This window comes from Neorhizobium puerariae, from assembly GCF_042429745.1.
Taxonomy (GTDB): Bacteria; Pseudomonadota; Alphaproteobacteria; order Rhizobiales; family Rhizobiaceae; genus Neorhizobium; species Neorhizobium puerariae.
Genome location: NZ_JBHMAA010000037.1, coordinates 1 through 17,196 on the forward strand (window position 1 = coordinate 1; position 17,196 = coordinate 17,196).

11 protein-coding genes are annotated in these 17,196 nt (G+C 56.3%); 10 read left to right on the forward strand and 1 reads right to left on the reverse strand.

The window, feature by feature from the left end; all coding sequences use genetic code 11:
• Positions 1–787: 787 nt before the first annotated feature.
• Positions 788–1,057 carry a helix-turn-helix domain-containing protein gene (locus tag ACFFP0_RS27990; protein WP_377265593.1) on the reverse strand — a complete coding sequence of 90 codons (270 nt, stop codon included), beginning with the start codon at positions 1,055–1,057 and terminating at the stop codon, positions 788–790.
• A gap of 154 nt (positions 1,058–1,211) precedes the next feature.
• Between ACFFP0_RS27990 and ACFFP0_RS27995 the strand changes: the two genes are divergently transcribed.
• From ACFFP0_RS27995 to ACFFP0_RS28040, 10 genes are all read left to right on the forward strand, one after another.
• On the forward strand, positions 1,212–1,511 hold the full coding sequence (locus ACFFP0_RS27995; protein ID WP_377265510.1) for a DUF6634 family protein: 300 nt from the start codon (positions 1,212–1,214) through the stop codon (positions 1,509–1,511).
• Position 1,512: 1 nt separating this feature from the next.
• Positions 1,513–3,357, forward strand: a complete 1,845-nt coding sequence (locus tag ACFFP0_RS28000) for an AAA family ATPase (RefSeq protein ID WP_377265511.1) — start codon at positions 1,513–1,515, stop codon at positions 3,355–3,357.
• Positions 3,358–3,796: 439 nt separating this feature from the next.
• On the forward strand, positions 3,797–3,979 hold the full coding sequence (locus tag ACFFP0_RS28005) for a hypothetical protein (protein ID WP_377265512.1): 183 nt from the start codon (positions 3,797–3,799) through the stop codon (positions 3,977–3,979).
• A gap of 517 nt (positions 3,980–4,496) precedes the next feature.
• The gene (locus ACFFP0_RS28010; RefSeq protein WP_174052588.1) at positions 4,497–4,754 is read left to right on the forward strand and encodes a hypothetical protein; all 258 of its coding nucleotides are present in this window, start codon (positions 4,497–4,499) and stop codon (positions 4,752–4,754) included.
• Between the two features lie 208 nt (positions 4,755–4,962).
• The gene (locus ACFFP0_RS28015; protein WP_377265513.1) at positions 4,963–7,434 is read left to right on the forward strand and encodes a type I restriction-modification system subunit M; all 2,472 of its coding nucleotides are present in this window, start codon (positions 4,963–4,965) and stop codon (positions 7,432–7,434) included.
• Positions 7,427–8,740 (forward strand): restriction endonuclease subunit S, encoded by a 1,314-nt coding sequence (locus ACFFP0_RS28020; RefSeq protein WP_377265514.1) that lies wholly within the window; start codon positions 7,427–7,429, stop codon positions 8,738–8,740. The genes ACFFP0_RS28015 and ACFFP0_RS28020 overlap by 8 nt, the downstream gene beginning before the upstream one ends.
• A gap of 15 nt (positions 8,741–8,755) precedes the next feature.
• Complete coding sequence (locus tag ACFFP0_RS28025; protein ID WP_377265515.1) at positions 8,756–12,022, forward strand: type I restriction endonuclease subunit R; 3,267 nt, start codon at positions 8,756–8,758, stop codon at positions 12,020–12,022.
• Positions 12,022–12,774 carry a M48 family metallopeptidase gene (locus ACFFP0_RS28030; protein WP_377265516.1) on the forward strand — a complete coding sequence of 251 codons (753 nt, stop codon included), beginning with the start codon at positions 12,022–12,024 and terminating at the stop codon, positions 12,772–12,774. Before ACFFP0_RS28025 ends, ACFFP0_RS28030 begins: the two co-directional genes overlap by 1 nt.
• A 327-nt stretch (positions 12,775–13,101) precedes the next feature.
• Positions 13,102–13,902: a hypothetical protein gene (locus ACFFP0_RS28035; RefSeq protein ID WP_377265517.1), complete on the forward strand. Its 801-nt coding sequence runs from the start codon at positions 13,102–13,104 to the stop codon at positions 13,900–13,902.
• On the forward strand, positions 13,895–17,185 hold the full coding sequence (locus ACFFP0_RS28040; RefSeq protein ID WP_377265518.1) for a DEAD/DEAH box helicase: 3,291 nt from the start codon (positions 13,895–13,897) through the stop codon (positions 17,183–17,185). The genes ACFFP0_RS28035 and ACFFP0_RS28040 overlap by 8 nt, the downstream gene beginning before the upstream one ends.
• The last annotated feature ends 11 nt before the right edge of the window (positions 17,186–17,196 follow it).

The following is a 17,196-nucleotide window of genomic DNA, read 5'->3' on the forward strand; positions in this document are numbered from 1 at the left end:
AAGAGATCCAATGTTCGCAGTTTCACCGGGTTATTCATTTCGTTCATGTTTTGGTCCGATTTGGCAACAGACGCGCCCAAGGCTTAGGCACAATGTATCGATTTCTGGGCACGGTGAGATCAATCCGATGATTCGGATTTTACCTACAAAGATGCACTAAAGCATTCTCAATGCCATTGCTTACGCAATGCCTGTTAACGGCTACGTGCCTATGCATGTCGCAGAAGGTCGCACACGTACAATTGCTTTTATTGCGGAATTTTGGTGATCCCGGCGCGATTCGAACGCGCGACCCCCAGATTAGGAATCTGGTGCTCATTTAAGGGCGGTTCGGATCTTACCGAGATTTACCGATGTAGACCTAGCTAGGTTCTCCTGCCAAAGCAAGTTCCCTGTTCGATCCCCCGGAGGGATCGAACCCGCCGTAGGCGGAACTGATGTTCCCCGTCCCGATACGCTAAGCAGGCCATGTAAGGCGATCGATGTCACCGCAGGGGAACGGTCCCTTTGGGGCCGTTGACATCGGTCGCCGTCATGGCAGGCTGGATTACGGGAAGGAAAGAAAGAAGTATGCTGGCTCTGCCAGCATTCCGTTTTATTCGAAAGTAAGCCGGGGGACAAACAGCGCCTTCTCACGCAAGCAGGTCCGGCTTGCTTTTATTGGAATGAACAGAAGACTTCGGGCGAAGCCCTCCCATCGCCCGCGTAGTGGGCACTGGACCCGAGTTCAAGCGAAGGGCTTTGACAGTCCGCGAAAGCGCCTCTGGAGGGAGGTGTCGGCGAGTGATCAGCTCTTAGGAGAAGATGGCTCTTCGCCGTAGTCATAGCTCAGAAAAGTTGTTCGGATTCCCCAACCCATCCCTTCGTCACGGCGGATGAACGAGACGCCACGGGCAGTGTAGTGGCGCATCAGTTTCTCAACGCTGGCAATGCCGGCCGTGCCTGCCTCCGCCATGTGGATGGTCTTCCTGCTGATACCGGACTCCCTCGACACCTCGGTCTGTGACTGACCAAGGAGAAGCCGTGCAGCAGCGAGCAAGCGAGGTGGCGGTCTCATCAAGGATTGAGTGTCACCAATTTCGTCGAGGCGCAAATAATAGTTGACAATTACTCACTGTGCGCAAATAAGGAGTCAACGTGAGTAAAAAAGGATGCACGGTGCGTAAAGTAGGCCTCCTACGATCCGTGCGAATCAAACGAGGACAAGACATTTGACCTATCAGTGGCTCGATGGCGCGACGGTACTGCGCCTGCTTGATGACCTCCGCTGCGCCGAGTTGGGGGAGTTCGGAAATATCTCGATTGATGAAACCCCTGTCCTTCGCAACTACAAGCCCGTAGTCGGCAAAGCGTTTGCATTGAGTGGTGTTGTTTCCGGTCATCCCCGACTCGCGGACGGACGTGAGGTCATCACCAGTCAACTCTTCTACCTAGATGAGGACCGTGGGCTCGCGCGCACAATGAACCGCTGGTACCGCCTGTACAGCAGTGTTCGGGGCCAGGGACATTGATATGAAATTCGACAATAGCGCCTCCCGTATCCAGCAGCTTTCGAAGGATCCTGGTACGCTCCTCGCTGCCTTCGGTCTGGTTCGAGCTTTGAAAGCGGCGGACCTGTTGAAACGCAGCGCCGTTGGTTTTGTGATCTTTGTCGTTCCGAAAGGCTTTCGCACCGAAGAGTATGAAACAGCGGCATTCGCCATCTTGGGGGCCAGCCGCGGGGACTGGGTGGAGCAGCACGTGAAGGTTCGCCCGGCGAACCCTCCCAGGAAGAAGCAGAGTCCCCACAAGCGCATATCTATTTTCGACGTCAAAGGTCTGGAAGTGCTGATCGCCAGGAACGTCGACGAGGTACCGAAGGACGTCCGCTTTGCAGCGGCTGCCGTGATGTTTGTGGATCGACCGACGCCGGAGCATATCAACGCTGTGCGTCGCTTGTCCGGAAGAAAGCCGTTGTCTCACGAGGTGGCTGCCTTAATCGCCGCGAAGCCGCAGAATGTGCTCATGGCCGGCGTTCTCAAGCCGAACCTGATCGAAGACAGGATCGATGAAATCAATGATCTAAGTCGTCGTGAAACTGGCGGAGCGAGCCTGTTCGAACTTCCCGGGTACGACGAACTGAAGCCTTGGGCAAAAAGGCTCTTCGCAGATGTCGAACGTTGGCGGGCCGGGACGCTGGCTTGGGGGCTGGTGACACGGGGAGCGCTCATATCGGGTCCGCCAGGGACGGGAAAGACCCTGTTTGCCGAAGGACTCGCTAATGCTCTCGGTGTTAAGCTGATTTCAACCACTGTTGGAAGTTGGCAAGCTGAAGGGCATCTCGACGACATGCTTGCTGCCATGAGGAAATCTTTTAGCGATGCCGACGATGGAGAGGGCTCAGTCCTTTTCATTGACGAACTCGACAGCATTGGAAGCAGGTCCGCTCGAGTCGGTCAAAATGAAATCTACTGGCGGAATGTCATCAATGAGTTTCTCTCCTTGCTGAGCAACTTGGGAGACGGCGTCGTGGTGATCGGTGCAACCAATTTTCCCGAATGGATCGATCCTGCGATTTTGCGTGACGGACGCCTCGAGAACCACTTCGAGCTCACTCTGCCAGATCAAAAGCTACGGACTGAAATTCTAAAGCATCATGCCGGTGAAAGCATGTCCTTCGAATCCTTGTTCGACATCGCAGACGACTTGAAAGGCAAGTCGGGTGCTGTGCTCGTGCGCGACGCGCGCGAAGCTGCGCGAAATGAGGATCGGGATTTGGAGCTGCGGGATATCAGGGACCGCCTTCCTGAAAAAATGCGATACACGGGAGAGCAACAGCTCAGGCTGGCCGTTCACGAAGCCGGTCATGCGCTGGTTTCCCTTTCGCTTCAACATTCCACGAGTGCGACTATCGAGATCAAGGATAGCTTTGATCCGAACGCGACCGAGTTTATGGGCGGGATGACAAGCTACACCCTGATTGACGATTATTTTCCGACGGAAACCAGTTTGCTCAATCGCATCGCGGTCAGTTTGGCAGGCATGGCTGCTGAGGCCGCGATATTCGGAGACCGGAGCATCGGGTCGGGCGGCAATGTTGGCAGCGACATCGAGCGCGCTACGACCGTCGCGCGGCGGATGGTCGGCACCTATGGGCTTGGAAAGACGCCGACATTTCTTGGTACGCCGAGAGAGCTCGGGGATGGCCCGCTGCCCGAAAGGGTGGAAGCGGAAGTATCGGATATCGTGGCGGGACAGTGGGAGCGGGTGCTTGCGATGCTCACGAAGGAGCATGACCGTGTCTTTGCCCTCGCAGTCGATGTGGTGACCCATGGAACCTTAAGGATCGAGAGGGACAGCATTGCAGCCCCGGGTTAGTCCGGATCGCGATCTCAAGGATTCGAATGCGAATCTAGGCTGTTCGGGGACGGCCCTCAAGGCGGGGGGGCCTGCGATATCAACCGGCGGTATCAGAGTGCAGGAATCCATCAAGCGACCTTTTTGGCCCGATCCAGGATAGTTCGCGGAAAATAGGGCCGCGCGTCCTGGGCTGACATTCGGTCATCCTTCCGGGACCTTGAAAGTAGGTGTGGAGGCACAGAATTGAGTACGATTAGAATTGCTCGCCGACCGATGGAAGGGCGGGTCTTCGTTCCTGCCTTGCAACGCGTGAGGTCGAAGCCGGGGAGAAAACTCCAAGATGAACTTCGGAATCTCCTGTCGGACATTTCTTTGTTGACGTCCCCTGCGATTGCGAACGACCATTAATTGCTGGTGTCGTTGCCTCGGCACCCATGGACAACATGAAAGGATTCGAATGTTCGAAGGTCTCAACTCCAAGGAACTGCAACGACGCGAGGACGAAATTTTCTTCAAGGCGATGGAGCGGAAATGGGCTCTGGACGCCGCTGGTGTCTCGCCAACCGACGACAAACTTTTTTGCCTTTGGAAATGGCAGTTGAGTGAGATCGAAGCCGCGAAGGCCAGTGCAGCGGCCTGAGAGTCGCTGCGGGCCGCGAGTGCGAGAAGGGCGTTGCAATGGTCTCGCCCTACATCGTCTCGACATTGTGGGCGATGTCGTCGCTGACCGCTCGTTGGATTCGTCGAATGGGTCGATTTTTCCTGTGTTGATGACGAGACACCGCAATCCGGCACCCCAACTCCCCCAAAAAAACACCAAAAGAAGACGAAAAACGCTTGCCGGCGTAGGATCAAAGCGGACACCGTCCTTCAGACGGCAAGTGTCCGACCTGGATAAACGCATCCTATCGAAGATGCCGGACAGGAGCCAAAGCTTATACATTTTGTGATGGAGACCGCAGTAAACCTTACATGAAGTTTCGAAAATCGTAGACCTCGTCTACCATCTCGGGGTTTTGCTGGATGATGTCGGCGAAGGCCTTCGAATAGCCGAGAGTTATAGAGCTCTTAAGAAGCCAGACGAGTAGAATTTCGGCGACGAACCTCCTCAGCCTGCGATAGTGGTTCGGAAGCTGCGGCGATGATGGAGGTGTATGGTGACTGGCAAGCTATCAGGAGAGAATAGGCGAAAACTCTTGCGAAACTTGGCTCTTTCCACTCAAACAGTGGCCGCCTGCGGCCATGCGATGCGGGTGACGGTAGCTGATATGCTTCAGGATTTTGAGAACATCCGCGCCGTGGCGGCGTCGGATGCACAAGCATTGCGTCTTTGTGAGGCTCTTGAGCGAGCAATAGAAGACAACACTGTGCAAAACCGGCAAGTCTTTCAGATACTGGGCCTGGATATCGCGTAGGCTGCAGCGCAGTCGTGGCCTGCCCCTTCGGGTGGTCCGGTCGGAATGTTGGCCTGTTGGCCACCGCTGTAGCGGGTCCGGACGATGAGGCCTCAACTGACTACCTTGGTCTTCGATGTCGATCAAACAACGATAGGGCAGACGAATCATTGTTGTTCGTGCGATGCAGGATGCGCAGATTGCATGCGAACAGTGATGAGAAACGTAAATGCCTTTGACCCTGGCTCAGCTTGAGCGCCATCTGTTCAGCGCAGCAGACATTCTTCGCGGCAAAATGGACGCGTCGGAGTTCAAAGAGTACATCTTCGGGATGCTGTTTCTGAAGAGGTGCTCCGACGTCTTCGAGCAGGCACGGTTGGAAGTTATCGAGAAGCGCGTGTCCAGTGGCGTTTCGCCAGAGCGCGCTGCGAAGGACGCGGAAAACAAGGTCTGGTACGGACGTAGCGGAACCTTCTGGGTTCCGCCTCAATCCAGGTTCGAATTCCTCGTCAACGAAGCCCATGAAAATATTGGCGACACGCTGAACAAAGCCCTAGGTGGGATAGAGTCCGAGAACATTGCGCTCGAAGGTGTTCTTGACCACATCGATTTCACCCGGAAGGTCGGCCAGAGCAAAATCAGCGACCTGAAACTTCGCCAGTTGATTACGCATTTTGGCGAGATCCGTCTTCGTAACGAAGACTTCGAATTTCCGGATCTCCTTGGGGCGGCTTACGAATATCTCATCGGAGACTTTGCGGATTCAGCCGGAAAGAAGGGTGGCGAATTCTACACACCGCGTTCTGTTGTGCGGATGATGGTTCGGCTCCTGAAGCCCTCGCTCGAACATGACATCTACGATCCGTGCTGTGGTTCCGGCGGGATGCTGATTGCCGCCAAGGAATACATCGACGAGCATGGTCAGGACGGACGCAAGGCCAACCTCTTTGGTCAAGAGAACGCAGGCACAGTCTGGTCTATCGCCAAAATGAATATGCTGCTGCACGGGATCAACAGCGCTGATCTCCGGAACGAGGACACCCTGGCCGAGCCTCAACACGTCGAGAACGGTGAGCTTCTGCGGTTCGACCGTATACTGACGAATCCCCCCTTCTCGATCACGTGGGGCACGAAGGACAAGGATCGGGCAGGCAACCCAACCTGGCAGCCGAAGTTCCGCGAACGCTTCTTCCACGAGGTTCCGCTCGGCTCCAAGAAGGCCGATCTCATGTTCCTGCAGCACATGCTTCATGTGACTCGTGACGGCGGCATGATCGCCACCGTCATGCCGCACGGCGTGCTGTTTCGTGGTGGGGACGAAGGCAAGATCAGGAAAAAGATAATCGAGAATGATCAGATCGAAGCGGTCATCGGCCTCGGTCCGCAGCTCTTCTACGGCACCGGTATCCCGGCATGTGTGATCGTCCTGCGTCAGCGTGTTCATAACGGCCCGAACCTCGTCTCGGGTAAACCAAAGGAACGACAAGGCAAGGTGCTCTTCATCAATGCCGACCGCGAGTATCTCGAGGGACGTGCGCAGAACCACCTGCTGCCCGAGCATATCGAGAAGATCGCCACGACCTTCGAGGAGTACCGGGAAATCCCTGGATTCTCGGCCATCGTCGAAATCAAGACCCTAAAAGAGAACGACTGGAACCTGAATATCCGCCGCTACGCCGATAACGCACCACCGCCGGAGCCGCATGACGTGCGCGCCCATCTCTTGGGCGGCATCCCCAAGGCCGAGGTCAAGGCAAAGGCCAGCCTGTTCGTCTCCCACGGCCTGGATCCAATGGATCTGCTTGTCGCTCGCGATGACCGCTATCTGGACTTCGCGCAAGGTCTTGATGCCAAGGCCGACCTGAAACCTGCTGTCGAAACCAATGCCGGATTGCTGGCCCGCGAGGCGGAGGTCAATGACAGGTTCAACTCATGGTGGGCCGCCCATCAGGCGAATATCGTCGCTTTGGCAAATGCCAATGATCCAGCGGCGCTAATTACGCTGCGCGACGGACTTCTGTCCAGCTTCTCGGAGACGTTCGAGAGTCTCGGTGTGCTGGACCCGTTCACCGTGCGCGGGATCATCGCGCAATTCTGGAACCAGTCGCGGTTCGACTTCCTCACCCTCATGGCCCGCGACACTACAGGCGTGGTTGATGCCTGGCGCATCTCGATCGTCACAGCACTTGAGGATAAGGGGAAAAGGGAAAACCCGCTGGATCACAAGCTGGTCACCTTCCTAATGGGCAGCTTCGTGGCCGATATTGCCGAGCTTGAAGCCCGCAAGGCCGGGTTGGATGCGCAGATCAAGGCCGCCACTGCCACGCCCGATGAAGGCGAGGAGAACGAAGAGGAGGTCGACGCCGATCCGGTGGATGAGGCACAGATCAGGCTGTGGAAGAAGGAACTGAGCGAGGTCAAGAAACGCCTCAAGGCCAAGCACGCCCAGTTCACCGCCGAAATCAACAGGTCGGTTGACAGCCTCACGCCGGAGGAGGCCGGCGACCTGCTGCTGAAGATCCTGCATGACGACATGGAAAAGATCCTGGCCCGATATATTACGGTCCAGCGCGGCCAGATCGTGGCGGCGTTCGAGAACTGGTGGGAGAAGTATCGCGTGACCTTGACCCAGATCGAGGGCGCACGGGCCGAGGTGACCGAGAGACTGGCCGGGTTCCTGAAGGGATTGGGTTATGTCTGAGGGGAAGCACGCGCAACTTGGCGACCTTGTTAGCTCGCCACAATCGGGTGTCAGCGTTAATTCCGAAGATCGCCCGCATCGGGCTGGAGAGATTGGCGTTCTGAAAACCAGCGCAGTATATGCCGGGCAGTTCCGTCCAGGTGAGAATAAAGCCGTATTGCCGGGTGAGCGCGACCGTGTCCGCGTCCCTGTGGTGAAAGGCTCGATCATCATCAGCAGGATGAACACGCCGGAGCTCGTCGGAGCATCATGCTACGTGGATCAGAACCACGACACGCTTTTTCTGCCTGACAGACTGTGGCGTGTCCTCCCTAAGGATGGCGCCAGCACAAACATGCGCTGGCTTTCTTACGTGCTGCTTTCAGATCAATTTCGGCGTCACGTGGATACTTATGCGACCGGCACCAGTGGCTCGATGAAGAACCTTTCGAAAGCCAACCTATTGGGATTCGAGTTCGCGTCACCGCCGCAAGATCATCAATCCAAAATCGCCGAAATTCTCGACACGCTGGATGAGGCGATCCGGGGGACCGAGGCGGTGGTGGCCAAGTTGAAGGCGATAAAGCAGGGGCTGCTGCATGACCTGCTGACCCGCGGCATCGACGCAAACGGAGACCTCCGCCCCCCCCACACCGAGTCCCCCCACCTGTACAAGGAAACCCTGCTCGGCTGGCTGCCGAAGGAGTGGGATGTGGAAAGCTTGGGAGACGCGTCGGAGAGCATCATTGACGGCCCATTCGGGTCAAATTTGAAAACCGAGCATTACGTTGAAGAGCCGGGTGTTCGAGTGGTGCGCCTCCAAAACATTCAAGACGGTTATTTCGATGACACGGAGAAAGCCTACATTCGGGAAAGCCACGCAGCAAAACTTGCCCGGAATGAAGTTGTGCCCGGCGACGTGTTGATTGCATCGCTCGGTGACGACGGGCATCCGGTGGGGCGGTCCTGTCGTTATCCGTTCGAATACCCCTCTGCCATCAACAAAGCAGACTGTTTTCGCTTTCGCGGAAAACCCTGTTGCCGCAATGGTTTCGTTACTCTGTTCCTCAACGACGAGATCGCAAGAAGACAGGCCCGAGGATATGAGCAAGGCGTCACAATGAAACGTATCAACCTCGGCAACCTCCGAAAGATCAAGATTTGGCTACCCAAACCCGCGGAACAAGAAGCGATTGAACAAAGGGCCGAAGCAGCGAACGCATCGCATTCAGAATGGTTGAGTGAGCTAGTCAAACTCCGCCTTCAGAAATCCGGCCTGATGGACGACCTGCTAACTGGCCGTGTCGCTGTCACTCCGCTTTTGTAACCGGAAGATCTGCCCATGGGTCACGAATACATCGATGTCGAAAAGCCGTTCATCGACCAATGCGTCAGCATGGGCTGGCAGGCGCAGACTGGCAACAAGGATGACGCGAGCCTGACCGGACGCACTAGCTTCAAGCAAGTCATTCAAGAGACGAACCTGCGCGAGCGGCTGCGCGCCATCAACCCCGGCCCGGATGGTCAGCCCTGGCTCGACGATGTACGCCTCTCCGAGGCAGTCAGCGCGCTGACGCGCCACGGCCAGCGCGGGTTGATGGAGGCGAACCAGGCGGTGACGGACCTGCTACTCAAGGGGCTGACAGTCGAGGGCCTGCCCGGTTGGGACGGCGGGCGCGGCCAAACTATCCGCTACATCGACTGGTCCACCCCCACGGCAAATACCTTCACCATTGCCAACCAGTTTCGCGTCGACTGCCCGCCTGGCCATGATGTGGGCAAGGGCTTCATCACCCCCGACATAGTGATGCTCGTGAACGGCATCCCACTTGTCGTAGTAGAGGCCAAGAGCCCAGGCATCCCAGAGCCCCTAGCCGAGGCGGTCAAGCAGTTGCGCCGCTATCACAACGCCCGAAAGGCCGCACTTGAAGTGGAGGAAAACGAGGGCGCCCCCGCGCTCTTCGGCTCGGTCCAGCTATTGATCGCCACCAGTTTCGATGAGGCCCGTGTGGGCTGCATCGGCGCGGGGCTGGAACATTACGGACAGTGGAAGACGGTCGTCGGGCCGGATGGCACAGGATCCGAGGCCGATGTGGCGTCAGATTTGGGAAAAAACGCGCTTTCGGAGCAGGAACGCCTTGTCGCCGGCGTGCTACGCCCTGCGCATCTGCTGGATCTCCTGAGGCACTTCTTGCTGTTCATGCAGGTCGGCGGGCAAACCATTAAGACAGTGTGTCGATACCAGCAATACCGTGCCGTGAACCGTGCTGTCGAGCGGTTGCGGACGGGCAAGACACGATTGCAGGATGGCGAATACGACCGCCGAGGCGGCATCGTGTGGCATACCCAAGGCTCGGGCAAGAGCCTCACCATGGTGTTCATGATCCGCAAGATGCGCACCAACCTCGACCTACGGAAGTTCAAGGTGATCGTCGTCACCGACCGACGCGACCTACAACGGCAGTTGTCGGAAACGGCGGCGCTCTCGGGGGATGTGGTCGAGCTGGCGACAGACGCGGGAGCGCTTAGGAAATTGGCGCGGCGCAAGGGGCCAGGCCTGGTCTTTGCCACGATCCAGAAGTATCGGACGGACGAGGATGTGCCCGAGATTACAAGGGGACCCGCCTTCGAGGTGCTCAACGAGGATGAAACGATCCTTGTCGTGGTTGATGAGGCTCACCGCACGCAAGCAGGTGATCTACACGCAAACCTGCTGGCTGCCCTGCCAAACTGCGCTCGGATCGGCTTCACCGGCACACCCATCATCATGGGTGAGAAGAAACGCACAACTCAGATCTTCGGTGATTTTATTGACAGGTACACCATCAAGGAAGCGGAGGCGGACGGCGCCACGGTGCCAGTTCTTTACGAGGGGCGCACGGCAGAAGGTGCGGTAAAGGATGGCGCTACGCTCGACGATCTTTTTGAGGACATGTTCCAAGAGCGTAGCGAGGAAGAACTGGAGGCGATCCGCAAGAAGTACGCGACCAAAGGCAACATCCTCGAAGCGCCCGCAATGATTGCCGAAAAGGCACGCGATATGCTTCGACATTACGTGACCGACATCTTGCCGAACGGGTACAAGGCTCAGGTGGTAGCCTATAGCCGGACTGCCGTCGTGCGGTACCATGCGGCTTTTCTCGAAGCACTCGACGAATTGCTGGCCGAATCCACAGCGCTCTCCGATCATGAGAAGGCCTTGGATGACGAGGCGCTTTGTACAAAACCGCCTCGGCTTCAAGCTCTCGTGCAGGCATGGCGTTACCGCGACACTCTGGCGCGGATCGAGTTCGCCGCCGTCATGTCCGGAGGCAATAACGATGATGCGGGTTGGAAGCAATGGACTGATGGAAGCACGCAGGAGGTGCGGATAAAGCGCTTCAAGAAGCCGCTGCTCCACGCTGATCCTTCCAAAACGGATCCCTTGGCATTCCTTATTGTGAAATCAATGCTGCTGACCGGGTTCGACGCCCCAATTGAGGGGGTGATGTATCTTGACCGCTCAATCCGGGAGGCCGAGCTTTTGCAGGCAATCGCCCGCGTGAACCGGACTGGCCATGGAAAGACCTGCGGCATCGTCGTCGATTACTTCGGCGTTGCCCACCATCTGAAGGCAGCTCTCGCGGCCTATTCCGATGAAGACGTCGATGGTGCTCTTGTCAGTCTGAATGACCAGATACCCATTCTTCGAGATCGCCATATTCGTGTGGTGGACATCTTCCGACGTGCGGGTCTCGATGATCTAGCGGACGATGAAATATGTCTGAATGTCCTCGCGACCGAAAAGGCGCGCGCCGAGTTTTCTGTGAAACTGAAGGATTTCTTGAAGTCTCTGGAGATCGTTCTTCCCAGGCCTGAAGGCTTGCCTTTTGTTAAGGACGCGAAACGACTTGCCTATATCTATGCACGGGCGAGAAACCGATATCGGGATATTGTGCCGATCGGATCTGACGTCGGGGCAAAAGTACGGAAGCTCATTGATGACCACGTGATCTCGCTAGGGATCAATCCAAAGATCCCGCCCGTCCAGTTGACGGATGCTGAATTCGAGCACCAAGTTGGCCAGGCATCCGGCAGTCGTGCGAAGGCTTCCGAAATGGAACATGCTATCCGTTCTCATATTAGGAAAAATCTCGACACAGACCCTGTCCGTTTCAAGCGAATGTCTGAACGACTTAACCAGATCCTTCGTAGCCTGGGACAACAGTGGGAGGAAATAGTCCAACAACTGCAAACGATCATCGATGAATTGCGCTCAGGCAGCAACCCTGACAATGATCATCCATCGGACGTCCCTGCCGTTTACCTTCCGTTTCTTCGGACCGCGCTGGACGCTTTTACCAGAGACCAGAACATTTCGGACGCTGAGCTCCAAGCAATCCACCGGATGACTATCGAAGTTGTGGATCGAGTTATCGAAGAAATCCGCGCAAACCGGTCAATTTGGAACTCGTTCAAGATGGCCGATCAAGAGAATCTGCGCTCGGAGATATTCGAGATCATATTCGACAAACAACTGCCTGGCGTTGGAGTTGGCGACGCTGAACGCCTTGCAGATCAAATTCTGCAGCAGGCCAAGGCCAACGATGACATCCTCCGGAGCGTCTGATGCCATTGCTTCCGCTTTCACCTGTTCGAACCGGAGGGAAGTCAGCCCGTTCGTCGGGTCATACGCTGCAAATCGATGGGCTGATCTTCGAAGTTCACCGAAGCGACAGGCGCAAGACACTGCAGATTACGGTAGAGCGGTCCGGAGAGCTCTCGATCACTGCTCCCACCAGAGTACCGGAGAAGGACTTGGCGTCTTTCGTTGAAGAAAAGCTGCTGTGGATCCACACCAAAATCGAAGAGAAAGCGCGACTGCAAAAACGCGCTCCGATCAAGGAATTTGTGAATGGTGAGGGCTTCCTGTATCTCGGCAAGAGTCACCGCCTCCGGCTAGTCGAGAACCAGCTCGTCGATCTTTGTTTGAAGAATGGCCGCTTCTGCCTCCGCGCCTCCTCAGCTCACCGCGCTAGAGATGTCTTCATCGCATGGTACACAAGGCGTGCTCTGAAATGGTTCTCGCAGCAGGTCGCTGAACATGCCAACCGGATGGGTGTCCAAGTAAACGAAGTTAAGGTTCAAGATCTCGGCTTCAGGTGGGGATCGTTCAGCGCCGACGGGAGGGTTTCGTTTCACTGGAAAGCGATCTTGTTGCCTCCAAGGATTGCGCAATACGTGATGATTCATGAGCTTGCTCATGCGCACCACCCAGACCATTCGGCTAGTTTCTGGACTAAGGTCGAGCAACACCTGCCCGATTGGCGAACTCGGAAATCCTGGCTGGCGGAAAACGGAATTCAAGTTGAAGGACTGTAAGCTCCGCATGCGGACCATCCGAATCGGTGGGGGTGCTCGAGAGGGCAAGTCCTCCATCCGCAGATAATAGCCAAGGCGAACTCAATGCGCGGCTCTGCTAAATTGTTGCGATAAGCAGCTATAAAGTCGCTCGGATGTCAGATTCTAGGTCACCATTCAGGAAAACTCGATGCAATTGAATCCGGTCGCCATTGCGTTGAACGCTTCACTCAGCAATAGCTTTGTAACTCAACCTACAGAAGTGATTCCTGATCAAATCTGCAGTCGAGGTCGCTGTTTTAGTGAAGCTTTCGGGTAAAACGAACGGGAGCCTGCGGGCCAAACTGCATGAGTTTAATTTTGACACCGATCTCGCACGGAGATCTCTGCCATGGAAATAGATGGGAAGTTGATGACCTCGATCTTCTTGTCGAACGCGTCGCCCGTGTGGCGATGGGTCAGTACCGACATGTGTCCAGGATTCTCAATGGCTTGAACGTTGCTGCCCCGAAAGGATCGAAAGTTCACGCAGAGAATGCCATCCAGAAGATGCAAGTCGCGAAGAACGGGGATCCCTGGCAACGCGATGGATGGATCTTTCAAATCATATCGTGGATCGCCGCAAGCCAGCAGAAGGCGGGCAAGGCCGTTCTGAAGCCGCCGCACATTTTCCATGCGCACAAAGGATTCGACGGCATTCAACTAGAGATTACCGACGATGGCCAATCGGTGATCGCGCTCATCATATTCGAAGACAAGGCGACCGATAATCCAAGAGCCACCATTCGGGAGGATGTATGGCCAGGAATCGTTAGTATGGAGGCTGGCGAAAGGGTCGCTGAACTCACGCACGAGGCGGCCGGTCTCTTGGAAGCGCAGCAACACGTCTATCCTGGCATGGATATCGACGGCGCGGTCGATCGGATTATCTGGCAGGAAGCGCGTCGGTATCGCGTCAGTATCACTACGGGCAATACGCACAAGACAGAGAATGCTCGCGCAGGCCTTTTTGCAGACTATGACACGACTGCGGCTGGAGACACGCTTCGTCGACAAGCAGAGACAATGCATTTCGACGACTTAAGGGCCTGGATGGCTGCCTTCGCTGCCCAAGTGATCATCAAGCTGGAAGAGTTGGGGAATGTTTGATCCAATCACATCCGCAATCATTGCCTCGGCGCCGGCATTGTCAGGTCTCAACCTCGGAGACCTTCCCAAGCGATTGACACAGGCCTTCTCCGAAATCGTTGCCGCTCGTATCGAGCTTCGGGGCCAGAAACGGGACGAGCCGCCGGAAGCGCTTGTACAAACCATTCGCGAGATGCAGCGGCTTGCGTCGGCCCACGAGAGCTACGTCGCCCTCTTGCCGGATCGCGATAACGGATCTGCGGCAGCCTTCGTCGCCGCGTCTGCACATCAGGTTTGCCTTTTGGGAACATACAAGCCCGATGGTTACGTGTCGTACCTAGATGGCGCCAGCCTCTCCGCAGAGGTATGCGCGAGCTTACTGTTCCTGATTGCTGAGGCGCATGCGGACGCTGCGGAATGCGCGAAGCGGATATCTGCACCTACGGATCCTGAACGTGCTGTCGAGGCGTCTCTGTTGAACGCAATCCGATGGCTTTGCATAGGTCGCGTGCATCTGGTCGCTGCCATCACGGTTCCCGAACTTCCGATCTACGCGGAGTCCAGCGATACAGCCGTCAGTGCGCTCTACCTCGAACTTTTGAAGGGTATCAAGAATCTTGCTCTGCGTATCCAGCGCAGAGCGGATCTACCCTTGGAGCTGGGCGGTATCGAACCGTCGGTGAACTTCTTCAACCGTGTAAAGCAGCTCAGCATCGGGCAGCTTGATGACATCTTCGGGACCGGCGATCCGGTCTTCAGCCTTTTCCCGGGGCCACTGCATCTTGCGAACCTTCTCCTCGCGGTCGATCGCGACCTCATCGGTTCCGCTCTGAGCCGCATTCCGACCCCCGATCAAGTCCCCGACCAGGATTGGTGGCGAATCGTAAAGCGCATGTCAGGGGGGCGACCTTTCTTGTGGCGTAACCACAGGGACGCGATCGATAGCGGCTATCTCAATAAGGGCGTCTCTGCTGCAATCAGCTTTCCGACCGGAGGCGGCAAATCGACACTGTCTGAGTTGAAGATCGCCACGGCGCTGTTGCGGGAAGAGAAGGTCGTATTTCTGGCGCCAACCCATGCGCTCGTGGACCAGACTGCTAGATCGCTGCAAAAAACCTTCAAGACTTTCGACTTCGAAATTTTTGGCGACGTTGCCGATGATAGTTCGGATGGGTTGATCGAGCTGCCGGAAGCAATCGTCACGACACCGGAGCGGTGCCTCATGCTGCTGACCACGCAGCCCGAAGCCTTTAAGGATCTTGGGCTTGTGGTGTTCGATGAGTGTCATCTTCTCCACCCCCGCGATGCCGAGAAGAGTCGGCGCAGCGTTGACGCCATGCTCGCGCTATTGAACCTGTCTCTCGTTGCGCCGAATGCTGATTTCCTTCTCCTCTCGGCTATGATGAAAAACACGGAGGAGATCGCAAGTTGGGTGGGCGATCTGACGGGGCGAGATTGTCTGGCTCTTAACCTTGCGTGGAAGCCTACCCGTCAAGTCCGTGGCACCGTAGTTTACGCAGCTAAGCGTATCAACGAGCTCAACGAGACGCTGACCGAGGCCCGCGCAAACCTTTCGAACGTGAACGCGCCCAAAGCGGTTACCGACACTCTTACCGCGCGGCCATTCGGTTTCTTCGGCTTGCTGCAAACATGGGCTACGCGAGACCGGAGGGACTATGCGTTGCTCCCCCTTCTGGCCGATGAGCATGCTCTATCAACGGGAACAACGAAGAAGCGGAAGACCTGGTATCTTACGCCGAACGGAAATCACACCAGCACTCTTATCGCTGCTGCTGCAGCGGAAGCCGATTTAAAGACACTTGTGTTTGTCCAATCCGTTGTACTTGCGGAATCTGCTGTGAGGGAGTTCCGCGAATTGGACACTCGCCCTCCTGTAACGCTTACCGAAGCGGAACTGGATCATTACCGTATCGCCTCCGAAGAGATGGGCGGTGCAGGATACTGTTACATCAGCGTTGATGAACATGGGAATTATTCAGGCGGTGCCGCGGGGCACCATGCGCTTCTGCTTCGCGACGAGCGCTTGCTGCACGAGTCCCTCTTCAGGCGGGCTGACGGTCTCAAGGTTCTATTCGCAACCTCGACTCTGGCCCAAGGCATGAACCTTCCTAGCGAGCTGGTGATCATAGCTGGAGATAGCCGTTTCGATCCCGAGAAGGAGAAGTTGGCTCAACTAGAGGCACATGAACTTCTGAATGCCGCAGGACGCGCTGGCAGGGCGGGGGAGAATTCTCAGGGTATGGTCCTGGTCGTACCCAGCAAGGTCGTGGAATTTGACGAGGAAAAAGGCCTTATCAACGCCCATTGGATGACGCTGCAGTCGATTTTTTCACAAAGCGATCAATGCCTTGAAATCGATGATCCCACCACGGTACTTCTCGACCGCATTCAGGCGGGAACTTGGGGCGACGCCATCTCTACCTACTTCGTGAGCAGGCTTCCACCCGCGGACGAAGATGGCAGCGACGGCAGGCTTCGGAATGTACTCAATAAATCGCTCGCGGCGTTCAAGGCGCGTCAACGCGGAGACGAGCAATGGATGGAGGATCGGATCAGCGCGGTTTTCTCAGCGCGAAACCAGATCCCGGTTGCTGCAGAGGATGGGTGGTTAGACAGGGTTTCTGGTTTGACGGGTGTCGGAATCGAATCCTTGCGCCAGATCGCCGCCGCCTTCGAGCCGGTCGAGACATTCGCGTCGACTGACGCGGCTATCGCAACGCTACTGAAATGGTTGATGGCTGACCCCAGAAGATTGTTCGAGGTCATGCGCCCGGAGAACGTGGATGATTTCTTCGGTGTCACCTTTGGCAAACTCAGCATTGAAGAGAAGGCTGGGTACGCTTTACCAATAATATGGGACTGCCTTGGTGCCTGGATGAACGGTGCTCCGCTGAAGGACATCGAAGCGAAATACCCCAACGGGGATACCGTTCGTTGCAAGCATGCACGGCACTTCGTTCTTCGAATGGTTCCGGACTTGGCGTTCTTCGCAGGACTGCCAGCCCGTCTTTCTGCCGCACGCCATACCGACAGAGGCGAAGAGGAAGCCTTGTCGATCGTGCTCAGTACGCTAGGAGCAGCGGTTCGTGAAGGATGCGATAGTCCGGAGGCATTAGCGGTACGAATAATATCGGCCCGTCGAACGACTTCACGGGTCGCCGCGCGCGCTGAGTTCGACCTACTCAAGGCGTACTTCCCGGCAGGATCCTGGAACGAGACCTTTGAGAAGACGCAAGAGCGCGCTCGCAATGCCAAGCTTATTCGGGCGTTCGTGGTGCCGTAGCGAATGCCAAT

Bases quoted from the DNA above. Each gene is read 5' to 3' on its own strand.
- ACFFP0_RS27990 (WP_377265593.1), bottom strand. From the start codon at position 1,057: ATGAGACCGCCACCTCGCTTGCTCGCTGCTGCACGGCTTCTCCTTGGT.
- ACFFP0_RS28000 (WP_377265511.1), top strand. From the start codon at position 1,513: ATGAAATTCGACAATAGCGCCTCCCGTATCCAGCAGCTTTCGAAGGAT.
- ACFFP0_RS28005 (WP_377265512.1), top strand. From the start codon at position 3,797: ATGTTCGAAGGTCTCAACTCCAAGGAACTGCAACGACGCGAGGACGAA.
- ACFFP0_RS28015 (WP_377265513.1), top strand. From the start codon at position 4,963: ATGCCTTTGACCCTGGCTCAGCTTGAGCGCCATCTGTTCAGCGCAGCA.
- ACFFP0_RS28020 (WP_377265514.1), top strand. From the start codon at position 7,427: ATGTCTGAGGGGAAGCACGCGCAACTTGGCGACCTTGTTAGCTCGCCA.
- ACFFP0_RS28025 (WP_377265515.1), top strand. From the start codon at position 8,756: ATGGGTCACGAATACATCGATGTCGAAAAGCCGTTCATCGACCAATGC.
- ACFFP0_RS28030 (WP_377265516.1), top strand. From the start codon at position 12,022: ATGCCATTGCTTCCGCTTTCACCTGTTCGAACCGGAGGGAAGTCAGCC.
- ACFFP0_RS28035 (WP_377265517.1), top strand. From the start codon at position 13,102: ATGAGTTTAATTTTGACACCGATCTCGCACGGAGATCTCTGCCATGGA.
- ACFFP0_RS28040 (WP_377265518.1), top strand. From the start codon at position 13,895: ATGTTTGATCCAATCACATCCGCAATCATTGCCTCGGCGCCGGCATTG.